The sequence below is a fragment of the Thermophilibacter sp. ZX-H3 genome (genome assembly GCF_052599055.1).
The window spans coordinates 126,939-148,032 of record NZ_JBQXES010000003.1 but is presented as its reverse complement, the minus strand read 5'-3'; the positions used below and the strand labels follow the sequence as shown (position 1 = coordinate 148,032).

Annotated in this window: 16 protein-coding genes and 1 tRNA gene; 6 read left to right on the top strand and 11 right to left on the bottom strand. The window is 69.2% G+C overall.

Translation table 11 applies throughout. From position 1 onward, the window contains the following. Positions 1 to 143 precede the first annotated feature (143 nt). The 4 genes from ilvD (at position 144) to ilvC (ending at position 5,296) form a co-directional block, all read left to right on the top strand. Positions 144 to 1,808, top strand: coding sequence for a dihydroxy-acid dehydratase (gene ilvD / locus ACULPM_RS02430; RefSeq protein ID WP_445331795.1), 1,665 nt, complete (start codon positions 144 to 146; stop codon positions 1,806 to 1,808). Next, positions 1,805 to 3,685 carry a biosynthetic-type acetolactate synthase large subunit gene (ilvB, locus tag ACULPM_RS02425; protein ID WP_445331794.1) on the top strand — a complete coding sequence of 627 codons (1,881 nt, stop codon included), beginning with the start codon at positions 1,805 to 1,807 and terminating at the stop codon, positions 3,683 to 3,685. Before ilvD ends, ilvB begins: the two co-directional genes overlap by 4 nt. Next, on the top strand, positions 3,685 to 4,164 hold the full coding sequence (ilvN, locus tag ACULPM_RS02420; RefSeq protein WP_075280381.1) for an acetolactate synthase small subunit: 480 nt from the start codon (positions 3,685 to 3,687) through the stop codon (positions 4,162 to 4,164). The genes ilvB and ilvN overlap by 1 nt, the downstream gene beginning before the upstream one ends. A gap of 133 nt (positions 4,165 to 4,297) precedes the next feature. Further along, the gene (gene ilvC / locus ACULPM_RS02415) at positions 4,298 to 5,296 is read left to right on the top strand and encodes a ketol-acid reductoisomerase (protein ID WP_445331793.1); all 999 of its coding nucleotides are present in this window, start codon (positions 4,298 to 4,300) and stop codon (positions 5,294 to 5,296) included. A 593-nt stretch (positions 5,297 to 5,889) separates the two neighbouring features. Here the strand turns inward: ilvC and ACULPM_RS02410 are convergent. The 5 genes from ACULPM_RS02410 to ACULPM_RS02390 all read right to left on the bottom strand — a co-directional run bounded on the left by ACULPM_RS02410 (position 5,890) and on the right by ACULPM_RS02390 (position 9,478). Continuing rightward, positions 5,890 to 7,251 carry a LuxR C-terminal-related transcriptional regulator gene (locus ACULPM_RS02410; RefSeq protein ID WP_445331792.1) on the bottom strand — a complete coding sequence of 454 codons (1,362 nt, stop codon included), beginning with the start codon at positions 7,249 to 7,251 and terminating at the stop codon, positions 5,890 to 5,892. Between the two features lie 178 nt (positions 7,252 to 7,429). Further along, positions 7,430 to 7,795 carry a 50S ribosomal protein L20 gene (rplT, locus tag ACULPM_RS02405; RefSeq protein WP_075280384.1) on the bottom strand — a complete coding sequence of 122 codons (366 nt, stop codon included), beginning with the start codon at positions 7,793 to 7,795 and terminating at the stop codon, positions 7,430 to 7,432. A 46-nt stretch (positions 7,796 to 7,841) separates the two neighbouring features. Next, positions 7,842 to 8,039: a 50S ribosomal protein L35 gene (rpmI, locus tag ACULPM_RS02400; RefSeq protein ID WP_075280385.1), complete on the bottom strand. Its 198-nt coding sequence runs from the start codon at positions 8,037 to 8,039 to the stop codon at positions 7,842 to 7,844. A 1-nt stretch (position 8,040) separates the two neighbouring features. Beyond that, a complete protein-coding gene (gene infC / locus ACULPM_RS02395; RefSeq protein WP_075280386.1) occupies positions 8,041 to 8,613 on the bottom strand; it encodes a translation initiation factor IF-3 in 573 nt (190 codons plus the stop codon). Between the two features lie 346 nt (positions 8,614 to 8,959). Beyond that, positions 8,960 to 9,478, bottom strand: a complete 519-nt coding sequence (locus tag ACULPM_RS02390; RefSeq protein ID WP_445331791.1) for a ferritin — start codon at positions 9,476 to 9,478, stop codon at positions 8,960 to 8,962. 110 nt (positions 9,479 to 9,588) lie between these two features. On the opposite strand from ACULPM_RS02390, the gene ACULPM_RS02385 reads away from it, so the two are divergent. Beyond that, a tRNA-Leu gene (locus ACULPM_RS02385) sits at positions 9,589 to 9,670 on the top strand. Positions 9,671 to 9,935: 265 nt separating this feature from the next. On the opposite strand, the gene ACULPM_RS02380 is transcribed toward ACULPM_RS02385, so the two are convergent. From ACULPM_RS02380 to ACULPM_RS02355, 6 genes are all read right to left on the bottom strand, one after another. Then, positions 9,936 to 10,571, bottom strand: a complete 636-nt coding sequence (locus tag ACULPM_RS02380; protein ID WP_445331790.1) for an MBL fold metallo-hydrolase — start codon at positions 10,569 to 10,571, stop codon at positions 9,936 to 9,938. A gap of 149 nt (positions 10,572 to 10,720) precedes the next feature. After that, positions 10,721 to 13,084: a RelA/SpoT family protein gene (locus tag ACULPM_RS02375; protein WP_167929569.1), complete on the bottom strand. Its 2,364-nt coding sequence runs from the start codon at positions 13,082 to 13,084 to the stop codon at positions 10,721 to 10,723. Positions 13,085 to 13,101: 17 nt separating this feature from the next. Beyond that, entirely contained in the window at positions 13,102 to 16,392 is a 3,291-nt protein-coding gene (recJ, locus tag ACULPM_RS02370; RefSeq protein ID WP_445331225.1) for a single-stranded-DNA-specific exonuclease RecJ, read from the bottom strand. Next, the gene (locus ACULPM_RS02365) at positions 16,393 to 17,808 is read right to left on the bottom strand and encodes a SecDF P1 head subdomain-containing protein (RefSeq protein ID WP_445331226.1); all 1,416 of its coding nucleotides are present in this window, start codon (positions 17,806 to 17,808) and stop codon (positions 16,393 to 16,395) included. Between the two features lie 113 nt (positions 17,809 to 17,921). Beyond that, positions 17,922 to 19,061 carry a tRNA guanosine(34) transglycosylase Tgt gene (tgt, locus tag ACULPM_RS02360; RefSeq protein WP_445331227.1) on the bottom strand — a complete coding sequence of 380 codons (1,140 nt, stop codon included), beginning with the start codon at positions 19,059 to 19,061 and terminating at the stop codon, positions 17,922 to 17,924. A gap of 227 nt (positions 19,062 to 19,288) precedes the next feature. Beyond that, on the bottom strand, positions 19,289 to 19,561 hold the full coding sequence (locus ACULPM_RS02355) for an HPr family phosphocarrier protein (protein ID WP_075280393.1): 273 nt from the start codon (positions 19,559 to 19,561) through the stop codon (positions 19,289 to 19,291). Between the two features lie 247 nt (positions 19,562 to 19,808). Between ACULPM_RS02355 and ACULPM_RS02350 the strand changes: the two genes are divergently transcribed. Further along, the gene (locus ACULPM_RS02350; protein ID WP_445331228.1) at positions 19,809 to 21,080 is read left to right on the top strand and encodes a hypothetical protein; all 1,272 of its coding nucleotides are present in this window, start codon (positions 19,809 to 19,811) and stop codon (positions 21,078 to 21,080) included. Positions 21,081 to 21,094: the final 14 nt, after the last annotated feature.

The following is a 21,094-nucleotide window of genomic DNA, read 5'->3' as shown; positions in this document are numbered from 1 at the left end:
GCAGCTTGCGAGAACCTCCGCGCGGGCAGCGGGCCAACCCCGCCGACGCGCCGAGAAGTACCGCGCGCCGGCAGCCACCGTTACGGCTTCGAGGTTCTGCGCCTCGCATTTCTCGCCAGCGACAAGAGAAAGCGAGGGAGGACGTGGAACTCAGAAGCGACATGATCAAGCGGGGCCTGGCACGCGCACCGCACCGGAGCCTTCTCAAGGCGGACGGCCTCACTGACGAGGAGCTCGACCGGCCGCTCGTGGCCGTGGTCTCCGCCCAGAACGAGGTCATCCCCGGCCACCTTCACCTCCAGCAGATCGCCGACGCCGTCAAGGCCGGCGTGCGCATGGCTGGCGGCACGCCGCTCCAGGTCAACACCATTGGCGTGTGCGACGGCATCGCCATGAACCACGAGGGCATGCACTACAGCCTCACCTCCCGCGAGGTCATCGCCGACTCCGTTGAGTGCGCGATCCAGGGCCACCAGTTCGACGCGATGGTCCTTATCCCCAGCTGCGACAAGATAGTCCCCGGCATGCTCATCGCCGCGGCGCGCCTGGACATCCCGACTGTGCTCGTCTCCGGCGGCCCGATGCTCGCCGGCCGCGGGCGCGACGGCAGCCAGACCGACCTCAACTCCCTCTTTGACGCCGTGGGCCAGGTCACCGCCGGCACCATGAGCGAGGAGGAGTGCCACTGGCTCGAGGGCACGGCCTGCCCCACCTGCGGCAGCTGCTCGGGCATGTTCACCGCCAACTCCATCTGCTGCCTCGCCGAGGCCCTCGGCATCGCCCTTCCCGGCAACGGCACCGTGCCCGCCGTCTACTCGGAGCGCATCCGCCTCGCCAAGCAGGCCGGCATGAAGGTCATGGAGCTGGTCGAGAAGAACGTGACGGCCCGCCAGATCATCACCTCCGCGGCCATCCACAACGGCATGGTGCTCGACATGGCCTTCGGCGGCTCCACCAACACGATGCTCCACCTCACGGCCATCGCGCAGGCCGCCGGCTGCCCCGTCACGATGGACGACTGGGACCGCGCCAGCGCCGAGACGCCCAACATCGTGCGCATCGCGCCGGCAGGCCCGCTCCACATCCAGGACCTCAACGACGTGGGCGGCGTCTCCGCCATCATCGGCGAGCTCGGCCGCACGGGGCACCTCGCGATGGACGCCCTCACCTGCCACGGCACCATGGCCGAGTGGGTGGCGGCCTGCCCGCCCGTTGACGGCGAGGTCGTCCGCAGCGTGGACGACGCCTACTCCCCCGACGGCGGCCTCAAGGTCATGCGCGGCAACCTCGCCCCTGACTGCGGCGTCGTCAAGAAGAGCGCCGTGGACCCGGGCATGTGGCGGCACAGCGGCCCCGCGCGCGTCTTCGACTCCGAGGAGGAGGCCTGCAAGGCCATCTTCGGCGGGGCGATAAACCCGGGCGACGTGGTGGTCATCCGATACGAGGGCCCCTCGGGCGGCCCCGGCATGCGCGAGATGCTCACCCCCACCTCCGCCATCTGCGGCATGGGCCTCGCGAGCTCCGTGGCCCTCATCACCGACGGGCGCTTCTCCGGCGCCTCCAAGGGCCCGTGCATCGGCCACGTCTCCCCTGAGGCTGCCGCCGGCGGCCCGATCGCGCTCGTCGAGGAGGGCGACGTCATCGACATCGACATCCAGGCGGGCACGCTCGAGCTGCGCGTCCCCGAGGAGGTTCTCGCCGAGCGACGCGCCGCGTGGCAGCCGCCCGCGCCCAAGTACACCACGGGAGTCCTCTCCCGTTACGCAAAGCTGGTCACGAGCGCAGACAAGGGGGCCTACCTCTCATGATCACCACCGAGGAGAAGATCGCCCGGCGGCAGCGCGCCATCGAGGGGCGCCCGTTCGGGCCCGGAAGCAAGACGGAGCACGAGGGCAAGACCATGACCGGGGCGCAGGCCATCATCGCCAGCCTCGAGGCCGAGGGCGTGGACACCATCTTCGGCTACCCCGGCGGCCAGGCCATCAAGATCTACGACGCCCTCTACGACTCCAAGAAGATCCACCACGTGCTCGCCCGCCACGAGCAGGGCGCCACGCACATGGCGGACGGCTACGCCCGCGCCACGGGCAAGGTGGGCGTAGTGCTCGTCACCTCCGGCCCCGGCGCCACCAACACCGTCACGGGCATCGCCACCGCCTACATGGACTCCGTCCCGCTCGTCGTCATCACGGGCCAGGTCACACGCGGCGTCATCGGCACGGACGCCTTCCAGGAGTCCGACATCGTGGGCATCACCATGCCCATCGTCAAGCACAGCTTCCTCCTGCAGTCCACCGACGAGCTCACGCGCACCTTCCGCGAGGCCTTCTACATCGCCTCGACTGGACGGCCGGGCCCCGTCCTCATTGACATCCCGAGCGACCTCTCCGGCTCCGAGATGGTCTTCCACTACCCGGACACCGTGAGCATCCCGAGCTACCGTCCCACCTACAAGGGCAACGCCAAGCAGGTCAAGCAGGCCGCCGAGCTCATCTGCGGCGCCAAGCGCCCCCTCATCATGGCCGGCGGCGGCATCGTGGCGTCGCATGCCTGCCCCGAGCTCGTCGAGCTCGCCGAGCGCATGCAGATCCCCGTGGTCACCACCCTCATGGGCAAGGCGGCCATCCCCTGCTCCAACCCGCTCAACCTCGGCCCCGTGGGCATGCACGGCTCCAAGTACGCCAACATGGCCGTCACCGAGTCCGACCTCATCATCGCCTGCGGCGCGCGCTTCTCGGACCGCGTGACCGGCAAGGTCTCCGAGTTTGCACCGCACGCCAAGATCATCCACATCGACATCGACCCCGCCGAGATCGGCAAGATCATCAACCCCAACGTCCCCATCGTCGGCGACGTCAAGGTGGTCCTCGCCGCCGTGAACGAGCGCCTGGAGAAGATGGGCGCGCGGCCCGCGTGCGAGGCATGGCGCGACGAGGTCTTCGGCTGGCGCGAGCGCTGGCCGTTCTACACCCCGGACTTCGCCGACTACGAGGGCAAGATCGCGCCCGAGGTCCTTCTCGAGACGCTCTCCGACAAGCTCGACCCGCACGCCTCCATCGTGACCACGGAGGTGGGCCAGCACCAGATGTGGGCGCTCCAGAACATCCACCGCGAGCACGCGCGCACGTTCCTCTCCTCCGGCGGCCTCGGCACGATGGGCTTCGGCTTCCCCGCGGCCATCGGAGCCAAGATCGGCTGCCCCGACGAGCAGGTCGTCTGCATCGCCGGCGACGGCTCCTTCCAGATGAACAGCCAGGAGATGGCCACGGCGAAGATCAACAACGTGCCGGTCAAGGTCCTCATCATCGACAACCGCGCGCTCGGCATGGTCCACCAGTGGCAGCACCTCTTCTACAACGACCGCTTCTCGTTCACCGAGCTCGCCGACAACCCCGACTTCGTCAAGCTCGCCGACGCCTACGGCTGGCGCGCCCGCCGCATCGAGAAGCCCGAGGAGGTCGACGCCGCCCTCGACGAGATGCTCGCCTCCGACGAGCCCTACCTGCTCGACGTGATGATCCCCGCCCAGCAGACCGTCTACCCGATGGTCGCGCCCGGCGCCCCGATCGACGACATCATCGGCGCCCTCGACGTCACGCTCGGCGGCGTGCGCGTCAGCGAGAAGGGCTTCGGCGAGGCGGGCCGTCCCCGCGTCAAGCCGTCCCACGAAGGAGTTGATGAGTGATGAACTACCTGCTTTCCGTTCTCGTTGAGAACAAGCCGGGCGTGCTCTCCCGCGTGACGGGCCTCATCAGCCGCCGCGGCTTCAACATCGAGTCGCTCACCGTGGCCCCCACCGAGGACGAGAGCCTCTCGCGCATGACCATCATCGTGGAGGCGGACGAGGTCGGCTTCGAGCAGATCACCAAGCAGCTGCACAAGCTCGTCTCGGTCTACAAGATCTCCGACCTCACCTACGAGGAGGCCGTCGAGCGCGAGCTCGTGCTCTTCAAGGTCCAGGCAGCTCCCGAGCGCCGTCACGAGGTCATCGAGATCGCCAACGTCTTCCGCGCCAAGGTGGTGGACGTGGGCAGGAACACGCTCACGATCGAGGCCACCGGCACCGCGAGCAAGCTCGACGCGATGGAGGACCTCTTCCGCAGCTACGGCATCAAGCAGCTCACGCGCACCGGCAAGATAGCGATGTCCCGCGGCGCGCAGTAGGCAAGGTGTCACATGAGACAATGGGGACAGGTTCATTTGTCTCATCTCACATAGGAACGTACCGTCACGACAACGTGCGTGATGAGACAAATGAACCTGTCCCCATTGTCTCATCGCAGCAAAGGAGAAGAACATGGCCGTCGACATCTACTACGAGAAGGACGTGGACCCGAGCGTCATCCAGGGCAAGAAGGTCGCCATCATCGGCTACGGCTCCCAGGGCCACGCCCACGCGCTGAACCTCCTGGACTCTGGCGTTGACGTCCGCGTCGGCCTGCGCGAGGGCTCCAAGAGCGCCCAGGCCGCCAAGGAGGCCGGCCTCAAGGTCATGAGCATGGACGACGCGGCGGAGGAGGCCGACGTCATCATGATGCTCGTCCCCGACGAGACCCAGCCCAAGGTCTACGAGGAGCACGTCGCGCCGCACCTCAAGGCCGGCGACACCCTCGCCTTTGCCCACGGCTTCAACATCCACTACGGCTACATCAAGGCCCCCGAGGACGTCAACGTCATCATGTGCGCCCCCAAGGGCCCGGGCCACATCGTGCGCCGCCAGTACACCGAGGGCTCCGGCGTGCCCGACCTCGCCTGCGTCTACCAGGACGCCACCGGTGACGCCTGGGACATCGTCCTGTCCTACTGCTGGGGCGTCGGCGGCGCCCGCTCCGGCATCATCAAGGCCACCTTCAAGGAGGAGACCGAGGAGGACCTCTTCGGCGAGCAGGCCGTGCTCTGCGGCGGCCTCGTCGAGCTCGTGAAGGCCGGCTTCGAGACCCTGACCGAGGCGGGCTACCCCGAGGAGCTGGCCTACTTCGAGGTCTACCACGAGATGAAGATGATCGTCGACCTCATGTACGAGTCCGGCATCCACTTCATGAACTACTCGATCTCCAACACCGCCGAGTACGGCGAGTACTACGCCGGCCCGCAGGTCATCAACGCTGAGTCCCGCGAGGCCATGAAGCGCATCCTCGCCCGCATCCAGGACGGCTCCTTCGCGCAGGAGTTCGTCGACGACTGCAACAACGACCACAAGTGGCTGCTCGAGAAGCGCGAGGAGATCAACTCCCACCCGATCGAGAAGACCGGCGAGAAGATCCGCTCCATGTTCAGCTGGATCAAGAAGGACTAGGCGAGAAGAACGTTCTTCTCGGCACGTCACGGGGCCGTCGCCACGATTGGCGACGGCCCCTTTTGTCCTCCTTCCGATCTCACTCATGAGTGCCGGCCCGACGACCGGTTGGAGCCGGCACTTCTCGATAAAGTCCGAGAAGAAGCCGACACTCCTGCCCATCGCCAGCAGGTTCGGCCGACACTCCTTGCCGGCACTCATGAGTGCCGGCAGACGTTCCCCGTGACGGTATCCGCCGAAGTCATGCGTGGCGCGTTTCACCGACACAGAAACAGGGGCGGCGCCCCATTGCGCCGCCCCGCATCGTTGCGTATTAGGGTGGAATCACCTGTCTCAGGAGTTGGTGGGCTGACAAGGCAATTCAATGCTTGGACCCGCTCCAGACGCTTCTTTCAACGACCCAAATCCGATGCTGATGTCGGAGAATGTCGGCGAGTGCGCTCGCCCAGTGTCTAACGGGTCTCGGTCACGCGGAAGGCGGGTCCAAACCCTGCTATATCTTCTGTGTTCACTGGACTCGCCTCCTCTGACGGTCGCTTTGTGGGTAGCGACGATGTTCTTTGTTACTGCTCTTCTTCCCTCCATGCGGCGGCTTACTCAGTCGTGACGGAGTCATCCGCGGACGGTCGCGTTTTGCCGGCGGACGGCACCCTCCCCACGTCACGGGCAAGCAGGTCGGTGAGCTCGCGGCTGCTGTGCACCCCAAGCAGCTCGTAGCCCTGCGCGCGATAGGCGTTCACGGTCCCGCGCGCCACATGGAGCGACTCGCAGATATCGGGCGCGCTGCGCCCGAGCGCGATCTGCGTGAGCACATGGGCCTGAAGCTCCCCTGCCCCGCGACCGCGCAGGTAGAGCACGCAGCGCTCCTCGTCGAGGGTCGTGGTCACGCGCTCGTGCGGCCAGAGGAGGTACGGCGCCAGTGCCGCCACCGCGCAGGCGTTGCCGATGATGCCGAGCGCGTTGAGGCTGATGAATCCGCCGGGCATCTGAATCTCGAGCCCATACCCTCCGCCGCCGGCGAGCAGCCCGAAGAGGGCGAGCGCAAGAAGGACAAGCCCGAGTCGCATCGTGACCCAGCGCGGGCGAACGTGCATGCTGCGAAGGCGCGCGTAGGCGAGGAGCACGAGCCAGGGGAACGCTAGGGCGACGGGGACGAGGAGGAGCCCAAGCGCCTGGTCCATGGAGCTGCCGCTCGAAAGCGTCACGCGGGCGAGGAGCCGCACGACGAGACCGACGCAGAGCGTCATGACCATGAGCGCGGGCGCGCCAGGAGACGTCACGTCAAAGGCCGCCGGCGAGGCGGCTGCGCCCCGAACGGCCGGGCGCAGCTCGTCGAGCGAGGTCACGCCGAGCTTCTCGCACGCGCGCGAGCGATATGTCATCACGGTGGACGAGCTCAGTCCCAGCGCTGCCGCCACCTGCGCGACGGTGCTGCCCGTGGCGAGCGCCTCAGCAATCGCGCGCTCGCGCTCGCTGAGGGCGTCTGCCCCGCGGATCCCGTCGAGCAGGGAGGCCGGGGCCGCGGAGGCCGGCGCGGCACGTAGCGCCCACACGGGGAGCGCCATGCCCCAGAGGGCCCACGACCCCCAGCGCAGGATGCGCTCGGCCCAGCCGAGGGCGCGCACGAGGCCGCCCATCTCCCAGGGGAACCACAGGTAGTACGCCGCCGCAGCGGCCAGGTACGCGAGAAGGACCACGATGCCCGCGCCCGCCAGAGCGCGCCTCCGCCGCCCCAGACGGTCGCGAAGCGCCCACGCAAGCGCGGCCGTCACCACGGAAAGGGGGATGGCCGACGTCCAGAGGAAGTAGCTCAGCGGCATCGCAGAGTCGTCCCGGCCGGGAGACAGCTGCGCGTTGTACTGATACGACTGAAGCAGCGCCGGCAGCAGCAGGAGCGCCAGCCCCCATGCCACCCACAGCACCGTCCGAACCGCCGTCCGTGATCGCTCGCCCATGGGACCCCCTTCTTCCGTCCTTCTCGCCTGACTACCGAATCGTAGGCCCCGAGCAGGTCGGATGTCATGTCGTAAAGGTTATGCGGGTGGCACGACACGACCCGACCAGCCAAAAAAAGCGCCCCAGGCGAGAAACCCGGGGCGCACATGATACGAGGGGACGGTCCCCCTGCCTCATCTACTCCGCGTCAGCGAGGGCCTTCTTGGCGACCTCGGCGATGTCGGCGAAGGTCTGCTCGTCGCTGTAGGCAATCTCAGCGAGGACCTTGCGGTCGAGCTCGACGCCAGCGAGCTTGAGGCCGTGCATCAGCTTGCTGTAGGACAGGCCGTTGATGCGGGCGGCGGCGTTGATGCGCTGAATCCACAGGGCGCGGAACTCGCGCTTCTTGTTGCGACGATCGCGGTAGGCGTACTGGCCGGAGTGCTGGGCCTGCTCCTTCATGCCGCGGAAGGTGCGGGAGCGGACTCCGTAGTAGCCCTTGGTGCGCTCGACGAGCGTCTGACGCTTCTTACGGCCGGCGACGGCGCGCTTGACTCGTGCCATATCTGATCAACTCCTTGGTGAGACTGAATCGAGGACGCTCGCGCGCCTAGTTGGAACCCATGCGCTGGGAGACGGTCTTGACGTCCGCGGGGGAGATGACGGTCTCCTGGCGGAAGCCACGGATGCGCTTGGGCGACTTCTTGGTCAGGATGTGGCTCTTGAACGCCTTGGCGCGCATGATCTTGCCAGAGCCGGTGCGGCGGAAGCGCTTGGCCGTACCCTTGTGCGTCTTCATCTTGGGCATGCTAGTTCTCCTTCTCCGTGGTGACATCGCCGTCCCCATCAGCCTTCTTCTCGAAGGCGCCCTTGATCGGGACGATCGTCATGTGCATGTTGCGACCCTCCATGAGAGGCTTCTGCTCGACCGTTGCCACGTCCTTCAGGTCCTCGGCGAGGCGATCGAGCACCATGCGACCCTGCTCGGGGTGGGCCATCTCACGACCGCGGAACATGATCGTGATCTTGACGCGGGCGCCCTTCTTGAGGAAGCGGATGACGTGACCCTTCTTGGTCTCGTAGTCGCCCACATCAATCTTGGGGCGGAACTTCATCTCCTTGACCTCGACCCTAGCCTGGTTCTTGCGGGCGGCCTTGGCCTTGCGGTCCTGCTCGTACTTGAACTTGCGGTAGTCGAGCATCTTGCAGACCGGGGGCTCCGCGTTCGGCGCGATCTCGACGAGGTCGAGACCCTGGTCACGAGCAATGCGCAGAGCGTCGCGCACGCCGAACAGACCAAGCTGCGAGCCGTCGATGCCAATCAGGCGGCACGTGCGGGAAGTGATCTCCTCATTGATGCGAGGACCGTCGTTCCTGGCTATCGTTCACACCTTCCTCTCGTTGCGGCTCCCGCCGCATAGAAAAAACTCCCGACGCCATGCAGCATCCGGGAGACGACACACGTCCCCGAGGGGACGAGAAAGCTACGTTGTCTGACCAGACAGCTGCCCGCAGGCGCCGTGTAGGTGGGGACCGAAGTCCCGCTTCGCAAAAAGCACACTAGAGGAGAATAGCACGCGAGAAGTGCTACGGCAACAGGTTTTTCTCGCCAGACAACCTCCACAATAAGGATTTGGGGACGGGTTATTCCCGGCAGACGAAACGGGACAGGCCACGCGGGAGGCCTGTCCCGTTTCCTCTGCCGGGAATAACCCGTCCCCAAATCGACTAGAGCTTGAGGGAGGCGGACTGCACGTAGGTGCGGGCCTGGTACTCGCGGTCGAGGTCATAGAGGCCCTTGGGGTCGCAGCCGAAGAGCTTCATGTTGGTGATCATGTCGCGGGCGTTGGTCTCCTCCTCGCCCTGCTCCTCCACGAACCAGTCGAGGAACTTCATCGTGCGCACGTCGTGCTCGGCGTGCGCGACCTCGTAGCAGTGGTGGATGAGGCTCGTGACGTACTCCTCGTGCTCGAGGCCCGCCTCGAGGGGCGCGAGGTCGTTGTCGAAGGTCTTGTCCGGCCTGGCGATGGCCTCCATCGTGGGCTTGAAGTCGTTGTCGAGCAGGTAGCGGCGGATGGCCAGCGCGTGGTCCATCTCCTCCTTGGCCTGGATCTCGTACCAGTTGGCAAAGCCCTTGAGGCCGCGGTCCTCGTAGTAGTCGGCGAAGGTGAGGTAGAGATAGCTGGAGTACAGCTCCTTGTTGATCTGCTCGTTCAGAACCGTGGTGACCTCGTTGGAAAGCGCCATGGGAGTTCCTCTCTCTCGTGGGATGTTCGACTACGCTGACTATATACCCCGCTGGCGACAAAAACGCGCGGTCTGGTATAGTTCTTCTCGCATGCGACATGCGCCCTCAGGCCCGAGTGGCGGAATTGGCAGACGCGACGGTCTCAAAAACCGTTGGGGAAACTCGTGCGGGTTCGAGCCCCGCCTCGGGCACCTTCCTCGCCTACCCCCTCACATGGATGTCCTGCCCAGATGCGGGCCCCTCTGCACAGATATGGCGCCCTCCCGCATGGCGCCCTCCCGCTTAGGTGAGCACATTATTTGAACCATCGCCGCTCACCTAAGGAGATGTTCCTCTCACAAGCTGCGCAAACGCGACTCACCTAGGAAAACCATGCAAGACAGTTGCGGAAATTTGCTCACCTAAGAGTGCGGGGGCAGGAAGGAACGCCGAGACGGGGCCACGCCCGCGGCGCTCCTACAGCAGGAACGGGTTCTGGGCGAGCTCGCGGGCCATCGTCGTGGCCGGGCCGTGGCCGCAGAGCAGCGTGGTCGCGGGCGGAATCTCCAGCGCCATCCGATGCAGCGACGCCATGATCTGCCCCTCGTCACCGCCCGCCAAGTCCGTACGACCGTGGCTGCCGGGAAAGAGCGTATCGCCCACGAAGGCCACGCCCTCGGCCGTGCCGCCGCCCACGAGCACCACGCCGCCCGGCGTGTGGCCCGGCGTCTCCATCACGGTGAACGTGGCGGTCCCCACAGAGAGGACGTCGCCCTCGGCGAGAAGGACGTCCGGCTCCGGGGCGTTCTCGTCGTAGCTCCTGCCCACCTCGCTCATCTCGCCGGCGCGGGCCGCAAGCTTGGCGTCCGCCGCGTGGATGGCGAAGGGGGCGCCCGTCGCGCGGACGAGGGCAGCCACGCCGCCGACGTGGTCGCCGTGGCCGTGCGTGGCCGCCACACAGGTCACGCGGACGCCCGCGAGGTGCTCGGCCACGGCCGCGCCGGATCCTCCGGGGTCCACCACGAGGCACTCCCCCGCGCTCACGTACGCATAGCAGTTGGTCTGCAGCGGGGTCACCACGAACTGCCGCAGCTCATCGTTCTTCTCGGCCATCTCGGCCCTCCTTCACAGGGTGAGACAAAGGGGACGGCGAGACAAGGGGGGCGCGTGAGACAAAGGGGACGGGTTCTTTTGTCTCATGTACTCCAATGAGACAAAAGAACCCGTCCCCTTTGTCTCACGCGCCCCCCTTGTCTCACCCGCTACTTCACGCGCTGCTTCATCTGGTTGGCGCCCTCGCCGGGCATGATGCGACGGGCGTCGTAGACCGAGGGGACGCGGCTCACGGCGGCGAGAAGGACGTCGAGCAGGCTCGCGTCGGAGATCGCCACGAGGAAGCGCAGCCGCGCCACGCCCTGCGCCGTGGTCTGCGTCGCCGCGGAGAGGATGTTCGCCCCGGCGTCGCCCACGGCGACGGTGATGTCCCTGAGCAGGCCCATGCGGTCCGTGGCCTCCACGACGATCTCCACGCGGAACTCGGTGGCGCCCGAGGTGTCCCAGGCGACCTCGATCATCCGCTCGGGGTTGCGCTTGAGGTCGGCCACGTTGGGGCAGTTCGCGCGATGGACGGAGACGCCGCGGCCGCGCGTGATGAAGCCCACGATCTCGTCTCCCGCCACGGGGTTGCAGCAGTGGGCGAGGTGCACGAGGAGGTCGGCGTCGCCCTTGACCACCACGCCGCAGTTGCTCTTGCGGCGCTTGCCGCGCGTGGCCTGAGTGAGCGCATAGGACTTCATGACCGGCGCGCCCGAGGACATGGCCCGCTCGTGGGCGGCGTGGCGCTCCGCCTCGGCGGCGGCAGCGGCCAGCTGCTCGGGCGAGCCCTCCTCGAGGATCTCCTCGATGCGGTTGGCCGCCTGCTTGACCGAGACCTTGCCGGTGTGGACGCAGGCGAAGAGGTCCTCCGGGCTCCTCAGCTCGAAGTGCTCGCAGACGCGCTCGATGGCCTTGACCGTGCGGCGCGTGGAGATGCCGTAGCCGCGCTTGCGCAGCTCGTGGGCGAGCTCCGTCCTGCCCTGCTCGGCGTCGTCGTTCTTGGTCTGGGTGGAGAAGTACTTGCGGATCTTGGCGCGGCTCGACGGCATGGCCACGAGCTGCATCCAGTCGCGCGACGGCTTGGCGTTCTTGTTGGTGAGGATCTCCACGCGGTCGCCCATGTTGAGCTTGTAGGAGAGCGGCACCACCGAGCCGTTTACCTTGGCGCCCACGCAGTGGTTGCCCACCTCGGTGTGGACGGCGTAGGCGAAGTCGAGCGGCGTGGCGTCACGCCTCAGGCTCATGACCTCGCCCTTGGGCGTGAAGACGAAGATCTCGTGCTCGAAGAGGTCCACGCGCAGGTTGTCGAGGAACTCGTGCGGGTCGTCGATGTCGTCCTCGGCGGCCCAGTCGAGGGTCTTGCGGATCCAGTTGATCGTGGAGTCTATGGCGCGGTCCTCGGCGCTCATGCGGCCGCGCGAGTTGCCCTCCTTCTTGTAGAGCCAGTGGGCGGCGATGCCGTACTCGGAGGCCTCGTGCATCTCCACGGTGCGGATCTGGATCTCTATGGGCTTTCCGTCGGGGCCCACGACCGTGGTGTGCAGGCTCTGGTAGAGGTTCGCCTTGGGCGTGGCGATGTAGTCCTTGAAGCGGCCGGGCATCGGGTTCCACAGGGAGTGCACCGCGCCGAGCGCCGAGTAGCAGTCCCCCACCGTCTGGGTGATCACGCGCAGGGCGATGAGGTCGTAGATGTCCGCGAACTCGCGGCCCTTGCGGGTCATCTTCTGGTAGATGCTCCAGAGGTGCTTCGGCCGTCCCGTGATCTGGTAGTTCCTGAGGCCGGCCGCCTTGAGCTCGTCGTCGAGCGTCTTGATGGCGGCCTCGGTGTCGTCCTCGCGCTGCGCGCGGCTGTCTTGGACCATGCGGGCCACGCGCTGGTACTCCTCCGGCTCGAGCCAGAAGAACGCCAGGTCCTCGAGCTCCCACTTCACCGACGAGATGCCGAGCCGGTCGGCGAGCGGGGCGTAGACGTCCATGGTCTCGCGCGCCTTGAACTGGCGGCGGTCGGGCGGCAGGGCCGCGAGCGTGCGCATGTTGTGCAGGCGGTCGGCGAGCTTGATGATGACCACGCGGATGTCGCGGCTCATGGCGAGGAACATCTTGCGGAGGTTCCAGGCCTGCTTCTCGTCCATCGAGGAGACCTGGATGGAGGTGAGCTTTGTCACGCCGTCCACGAGGTCGGCGACGGTCGCCCCAAAGAGCTCGGCGAGCTCGTCCTTGGTCGCGGGGGTGTCCTCGACCGTGTCGTGGAGCAGCGCGGCACAGATGGTGTCCTCGTCCATGCGCAGGTCGTGCGCCAGGATGAGCGCCACCTCGACGGGGTGGTTGATGTAGGGCTCGCCGGAGCGGCGGCGCTGGTCGCGGTGGTACTCGGCGGCGAAGCGATAGGCCCGCTCGACCTTCTCGCTCCCCTCCTCGTCGAGATACGCCGCGCACGCCGCCTGGAGCAGCCGATAGTTCGCCGCGTCGGGAACCCCCCTCTTGGGGTCTCGCGCCGCCGTTGGGGCGGCCGTGTACTCGTTAGCGCTCATGGCTCCCCTCCTTCCCCTCACACGATGATACCGAAGTCGGGCGTGATGGGCCGGCTCACGCGGGCGAGAAGCTCGTCCGGGGTCGCCTCGAGCGCCCAGGAGCAGAACTCGGAGAAGGCGCGCTGGGCGCGCTGCCCCTCCGCGTAGCACGCGGACTGGGAGAGCTCCATGCGCGCCGGAGAGGAGGCCATGGAGACCCGGCGGGCGTCGCCCCAGCCCGTGACGGAGGCGAAGCCGAGCTCCGAGAAGACCGCGAGCCCGGAGGCGACCTCCGAGGCGTCGAGCGCGACGCGCGGCTCGAGCGCGCACGCCTCGCGGGCGATGCCCTCGTCGTCGAGGGCGATGGGGCCGCCGGAGCGATAGAGCGACGAGAGGGCGCGGTAGAGCGCCACGAGCTGCGGCCGCGCCGGCGCGGCCGCCGAGAGGATGCGCTCGCCGGCGTAGACGTCGCGCGAGCCGAAGAGCACGTGCACCGTGGCGGGCGCGCCGTCTCGCCCGGCCCGGCCGCTCATCTGGTTGAACTCGACCTCGCCGAGCGGCAGGCCGAAGAGCACCACGTGGCGGACGCCCGGGAGGTTGACCCCCTCGCCGAAGGCGCTCGTGGAGACGATGCACGCCAGGTCGTCGGCGCGAAACGCCCGCTCGACGCGGCCGCGGGCGTCGCGGGAGAGGCCGGCGTGGTAGAAGGCCACGCGGTGGGCGAGCTCGGGCACGCGGTGGCGCAGGGCGCGCACGAGCGACACCGCCTGGTCCCGCGAGCTCACGTAGACGATGGTCTTCTCGCCGAGCGCCACGATCGAGGCGAGGGCCGCGTCGCGGTCCCTGAGCTCGCGGCAGTCGTCGATCGCGAGGTTGGTCCGGGACGCGTCGTCGACCACCACGTCGGCGCGGCCGATGGAGAGCAGCTCGCAGATGCGCGACGCCACGTCCGGCGCCGCCGTGGCCGTCACGGCGAGCGCCACGGGACGGTCGAGCTCCTCGAGGACCGCGGGCAGCTCGAGGTAGGCGTCGCGGTCTCCGGGCTTGGCGAGCCCGGCGTGGTGCGCCTCGTCCACGACGACGAAGCCGACGCGCCGCGACTCGGCGAAGGAGGCTCGGTGGATGGCGAGAAACTCGGGCGTGGTCAGCACGACGTCGACAGATCCCGACGCGAGCCCGGCAAGCACGCGGGCGCGCTCGGCCGCGGGCGTCTCCCCGGTGAGCACCTCCGCCGAGACGCCATCCGCCGCAAGGCCCTCTCGCAGGTGGAATGCCTGGTCGGCGACAAGCGCGCGGAGCGGGTAGACGAAGACGCTCGCCCTGCCGCGCGAGATGGCCTCGCGCGCTGCATGGAGGTGGAACACGAGCGACTTGCCCCGCCCCGTCGCCATGACGGCGAGGCAGGAGCGGCCGGCCGAGAGCCGGTCGAGCGCGGCGCGCTGCGCGGGGAGCAGCGGCGCGTCGCCGATGAGCGAGCGACGGAGGGCCCCCGTGAGATCCTCGTAGGAGAGGCGCGCGAGCTCCGCGCGACGGCCCGCCGCGGGGGTCACGGCGTCGTCACCCGGCGCCGGGGGCGCCTCGAGCACGCCGTCGGGGACCGCGGGCCGGGAGGGGGCGTCGGGCAGGCGGTACAGGATGTCCCTCACCATGAGCTTGGGCTTGGTCCTGCCCTGCCAGGTCTCGTTGACCGCCTCGTAGACGAGGTCGACGACGCCCTCCCAGGAGCTGGCGCGCTCGGCGTCGGGCGCGCGGAACATGATCGCCGGGACGCAGCCCGCCCCGTCGGTGGCCACGAAGCGCACGTGGGCGCCGTCGGCCCCGACGCGGGCGCGGTTCCTCATGCTCACCCCCACGGAGGCGAAAAGCGGCTTCTTGTTGCCCTGGCCGAAGGGCTGGAGGAGCTCGAGCGAGGCGATGCTCTCGACGGAGAGCTCCCCGAGCCGCACGATGGCCGTGACCTCGCCCGTGTCCTCGAACTGCTCGTCGGGGAGCTCCCCGAGCGCGCGGCACAGGCGCTCGCGGAACTCGTCGACGCGGGACGCCTCGCAGGTCACGCCCACCGCGCCGGCGTGCCCCCCGAAGCGCACGAGCTCGTCGGAGCACTGCTCGACGGCATGGAAGAGGTCCACGGAGCCCACGGAGCGCCCCGACCCCCGCGCGACGCCGTCCGTCACGGAGAAGACGATGGCGGGGACGTGATAGCGGTTGACGAGGCGCGATGCCACGATGCCCTTGACGCCCTCGTGCCAGCCCTCCCCCGCCACGACGACGGCCCGGCCGCCGCGATAGGTGCGCTCCGCCTCGGCGAACGCCTCCTCGGAGAGGGCAGACTCGGTCTCCTTGCGCTCGGCGTTTATCGCCTCGAGCCTCCCGGCGAGGATCGTCGCCTCGGAGACGTCGTCGGTGAGGAGCAGCTCGAGCGCCACGTCGGTGGAGCCCATGCGCCCCGCCGCGTTGAGGCGCGGGATGACGGAGAACGGCAGGCCGTCCGCCGTGACCTGCGCGAGGTCGACGCCCGCCGTGGCCGCGAGGGCCACGAGGCCGGGGCGCGAGGTCTCCCGCATGCGCGCGATCCCCTCCGCCACGAGCGCGCGGTTCTCGCCCGAGAGCGGCATCATGTCCGAGAGCGTGCCGAGCGCGGCGACGTCGATGAACTCGAGCCAGAGGTCGGGGGCCCCGCGACGGCGCCCGAGCTCGCAGACGAGCTTGAGGGCGACGCCGGCGCCCGCGAGGTCGCGCGAGGGGCAGCCCTCGTCGAGCTTGGGGTCGGTGACGGGGACGCCCTCGGGGACGAGGTCGGCGGGCTCGTGGTGGTCGGTCACCACCACGTCGATCCCCTCGCTCACGAGCCACGCGACCTCGCGGGCGGCGGCGATGCCGTTGTCGACGGTCACCACGAGGTCCGGGTCGCACGCCGCGCGCACCCGGGCGAGCGCCTCGCGGGAGAGGCCGTACCCCTCGCCGAAGCGGTGCGGGATGAAGGGGTGGACGTCCGCGCCGAGGCGACGGAGCGCGAGCGTGAGCAGGCAGGTCGAGCTCATGCCGTCGACGTCGAAGTCCCCGAAGACCGCGATCGCCTCGTGGGCGTCGAGCGCGCGCTCGACGCGCGAGACCGCGGCGTCCATCCCCGGGATGAGCAGCGGGTCCGCCCAGTCCCGCTCGAGCGAGGGCGTGAGGAACGCGCGCGCCTCGTCGACGTCGGTCACGCCGCGCGCCGCGAGGACGCGGGCCACGAGCGCGCTGACGCCGAGGCCGTCCGAGAGCGCGCACTCGGCGGCCGGGTCATGGGCGAGCACCGCCCAGCGGCGGGTGTTGGCGAGGCCGGACATCTAGCGGTCGCCCTCGTCGCGCGGCGCCACGCCCCAGGCGTCGGGGTTCGCGCGCATGGCGCGGGAGCAGGCCCTCGTGAGCGGCAGGCAGACCAGCAGCAGCGCGAGCGCGCCGGCGACGGCCGCGACGGGCCAGGCGAGGCCCGCGGGGTTGGAGGCGAGCCCGCCCTCGGGGACGAGGAGGAAGAGCGCGATGCCGCCCGCCACGAACGCCACCGCGATGACGCCGAGCTCCCGCGCGAGGCGGCGCAGCGCGACGCGCCCGGCGTCGCGCGGGTCGGTGCCGCCGCGCACGCACGAGCGGACGCGCCAGAGGACGCGAAGCAGCTCGAGGAAGGCCGCGCACACGACGATGGCGGCCACGACGTAGGCCGTGACGGTGGGCACGAAGAGCCCGGCGCGGGAGAGCGCGGCGAGGCCGCCCACCTCGAGCACGGCGACGCTGACCAGGCCGGCGTACGCGACGAGGCCGAGCAGGCGCATGGTCGCGAGCAGCGCCACGAGCACAACGAGCGCCACGACGCCCGCGACGACGAGCGCCCGGAGGAGGCCGGCGCCGGAGACGGACGCGGCGAGCGGCGCGACGGTCCCCTCGCCGAGCTCGGCCGGCAGCACGCCGGTCCTGACCGCGGCCTGCATGCCCGCGGCGTCCGTGAGGGAGAGGTCCGCGGAGACGGTGACCACGCCGTCGGTGATGGGGTCGCTCACCCCGGCCGCCGCGACCACGGTGCCGTCGAAGACGACCGCGACCTGCCCGCCCACGGGGGCGAGCTCGGACGTCACCTCGGCGAAGGCCTCGGCGCCCTCGGAGGTGAAGGTGATCTGCATGCCGTAGAGGTCGGAGGAGGCGGAGAGCCTCACCGGTTGGACGGAGGCGATGGAGGAGTTGTCGAGAAACGCCTCGTAGCTGCCCTCGGCGAGCGCCACACCGGATGCGCCCGCCTGCACCCGCGCAAGCGCGTCGGCGTCCGAGATGGCGTCGAGGCGGACGAGCTCGACCCTGCCCGGCCTCGTGGCGACCTCGACGGCGTCGGCGGCATCCTGCCCGGCGGGGACCTCGACGGTCACGCCCTCCCCCGAGCCGACGCGCGCGCCGCGCACGCCGAGCGCGGAGAGCCGCGACCTGACCGCGGCGGCGGTCGCCGCGGAGTCCGCGCCGCCATCGGCGAGCGGGTACGAGTAGGACGTCCCCCCGGCGAAGTCGACGCCCCAGCCGAGGACCTCGGCGGGGGGCAGGGCGAGAAGGACGGAGGCGACGAGAAGGACGACGGCCACCGCCAGTGCGGCAATCTGCGACCGCGCGTCGGAGGGGACCCCACGGCCCGCCTGCCCGGCCCGGCTCCTCGGCGCGGGGCCTGCCGCCGCTCCCCAGCGGCTGACGCCCGTGGCGCCCTTCCCGTTCTTCTCGTCTCTCATGGCATGCCTCTTCGGTTGGGTGGCGCTTCAGCGCCCTGTCAATCCGAACAATCATACCGCAACGGGCGGGGCGCCCCGAAAGCCGGCCGGCCGGGCGAGGGGCCTCCCTGCGCCTACCAGTCCCGCGCCGCCGGGGACGCCATCCAGTCCTCGACGAAGGCGGCGTAGGTGCCCGCCACGATGGCCTCGCGCGCGCGGCGCATGAGGTCGAGCAGGTAGTAGATGTTGTGCTGGGAGATGAGGATCGAGCCGAGCATCTCCTTCTGGCGCACGAGGTGGTGCAGGTAGGCGCGCGAGAAGCCCCCGGTGCAGGTGGGGCAGGGGCACGCCGGGTCGAGCGGGCCGTGGTCGTGGGTGAAGCGGGCGTGCCGGAAGTTCAGGCGGCCCTCGCTCGAGAACGCGGAGCCGGTGCGCGCCGTGCGCGTGGGCAGCACGCAGTCGAACATGTCCACGCCGCAGGCGACGCCGCGCACGAGCGTGGTGGGGTTGCCGACGCCCATGAGGTAGCGCGGCTTGCTGCGCGGCATGTGCTCGGAGACGAGCGGCGCGAGGGACTCGAACATCGTGTCGTGGTCCTCCCCCACCGAGTAGCCGCCGATGCCGTAGCCGGGGAAGTCGCCGATCTCCTCGAGGTGGCGCAGGGAGCGCAGGCGCAGGTCTAGGTGCATGCCGCCCTGGACGATGCCGAAGAGCGCCTGGTCGGGTCGGGTGTGCGCCGCGTAGCAGCGCTCGGCCCACAGGCTCGAGAGCTCGACGGAGCGCTCCACCTTGGAGCGCGGCGCCGGGTAGCCCACGCACTGGTCGAGCTGCATCACGATGTCGGCGCCGAGCTTCTGGGCGATCGCCATGTTCTCCTCGGGCGACCACTCGACCCAGCGGCCGTCGTAGTCCACCGCCCGGAAGCGCACGCCGTCGCGCGAGAGCCTGAAGAACTCCTCGTGGGAGAAGACCTGGAAGCCGCCGGAGTCCGTGAGGATGGGATGGCGCCAGCCCATGAAGTCGTGAAGGCCGCCCATCTCGGCCACGAGGTCGGCGCCCGGGCGCATGGAGAGGTGATAGGTGTTGGCGAGCAGGATCTTGGTGCCCAGCTGCTCGAGCGTTGAAGGAAGCAGGCCCTTCACCGTTGCCTTGGTCCCCACCGGCATGAAGATCGGCGTGGGGACGTCGCCGTGGGGCGTGTGCAGGACGCCCGCGCGCGCGTGCGTCGCCGGGTCCTCGGCGAGGACTTCGTACTTGAACAGGCTCGTATCCACGGCTTCCTCCGCTCGCGTGGGGAGGTCGTCGAGAAGAACCGTGTGGCCCGGCGCTCGGACAGCTTCGCCGCAAAGAGCGCGGCTGCAGAACTCGCGGCGGGCCACACGGTTCTTCTCGGCGACCTCGTGGTCGCAACTTGGCGTGCCCATCCTACACAAAAGGACCCGGCGTCGCAGTGACGCCGGGTCGAACCATCGAGAAAAGGTGATGGGGTGTCGCCGGTCGACTACTCGCCGAAGCCGGAGTCGATGAGGGCGATCAGGGCGTCCAGGGCCTCCTGCTCGTCGGCGCCGTCGCAGGCAACCTCGACCTTGGTGCCGGTTCCGAGGCCGGCGGCCAGGATCATCATGATGGACTTGGCGTTGACAGGAGCGGAGTCCTTGTCGACGTTCTTGATGGTGACGTTGCACTGGTACTTCTTGGCCTCGGTCACGAAGACGGACGCGGGACGGGCGTGAAGGCCGGTGGCGTTGATGATGCTCGTCTGCTTAGAAACCATGTTGCGGACTCCCTTTCCAAATACTCCAGAACAATCGGGGACGTCTGCATCCCCCCTGAGAAACACATAGCACATCCTAGCAAACAAGGAACGAGTTGGCGCCAAACTTCTGGCCAAGGGTGCAATCTCTGGGGATAAGCGGAATCAGGGCAGGCGGCGGGCGGTCGTGCGAGACAATGTTGATGACGGCGTCGCCGTCACACGAGACAGCGCGCCGCGAGCGCTCGCGGCTGAGAGGAGCGGACCCATGGCACACGAACCCGAGGAGCTGAAGAACGCCAAGGAGACGGACGCGCCGTCGACCGACCAAGCCACCGCCCCCGAGGCGGGCGAGGCCGAGGCGCGCGGCTCGTCGCGGGCGCTTGACGCGGCGCTCGGGGCGGCGCGCGGCGCCGCGGGGACGGCCGCCACGACCTTCATGAACGGCCTCTCCGCCGTCAAGGACGTCCGCGAGGCGGCGAGGCGGCACGGGTCCGCTCGCGCGCGGCTCCGCGAGCTGCGCGAGACGCTCGAGGCCGACGAGGCGGAGCTCTCCCACCGCGAGGAGGTCGAGTCCGGCTACGGGGACATCATCCGCGAGCAGGGCGCGATCGTGTCGGAGTCCAACGAGACGCTCGTGGCCGAGCAGGGCAAGGTCGAGCGGCTCGAGGAGGAGGCGAAGGCGCTCGAGGAACGGCTCGCGGGCATGAGGCGTGACCACGAGCAGGAGCTGCGGCCCTACAAGCGGCTCGCCGACTCGGCCCGGGAGCGCCACGACGAGGCAAGTCGCGTCGTGGCCGAGGCCAAGCGCGCCGTGAAGACCGCGGAGGGGCAGCTGAAGAGCGCGACCGACCGCAGGGAGCAGGGCATCGCCGCGGCGAACCGCGCGGTGGACAGCTCCCAGGCGCGCCTGCGCAAGGTGCAGGAGGAGCTCAGGCGCGCGCAGGAGGCCGACCCCTCCTCCAACGCCGTGACCCAGCTCAAGAACGAGATCGTGACCGAGCTCGCCCACGTTGAGGCCGCCCGGTCCGACGTCAGCGCCACCACGCACGACGCCCAGGAGGCGGTCGACGCGGCGAGCACGCACCTCTGGACCCAGAAGCAGTCCCTCGAGAGCGCCCAGCGCGAGGCGGACGACGCCCGCAGGGAGTACGAGGAGAAGAAGGGCGAGTACGACGAGCTCCAGGCCAAGGCCAAGGCCGAGGAGAAGGCGCTCGAGGAGCAGATCTCCGCCGCGCGCGGCGGCGCCGAGGAGGCCAAGGCCGCCTACGACGAGGCGGCGGAGCGGCATGACGGCGCACAGGCCCTCATCGACGAGGCGGAGGAGATCCACGCGACGCCCGAGGTGACCGCCGAGCTCCGCGAGAGCATTGAGGGGCTCCGCGCCCAGATCGCCGACCAGGAGGCCGTCGTCGAGGGACTCTCGGAGGCCGAGCGCGGCCTGAGGGCGCGCACGCGCCGCGAGCGCGTCGCGTTCGGCGCCGTCATCGTCGCCGTCGCGGTCATCCTGGTCCTGATCGTCGTCCTTATCGTTCTGTAGCGAGGCCCCGGGGC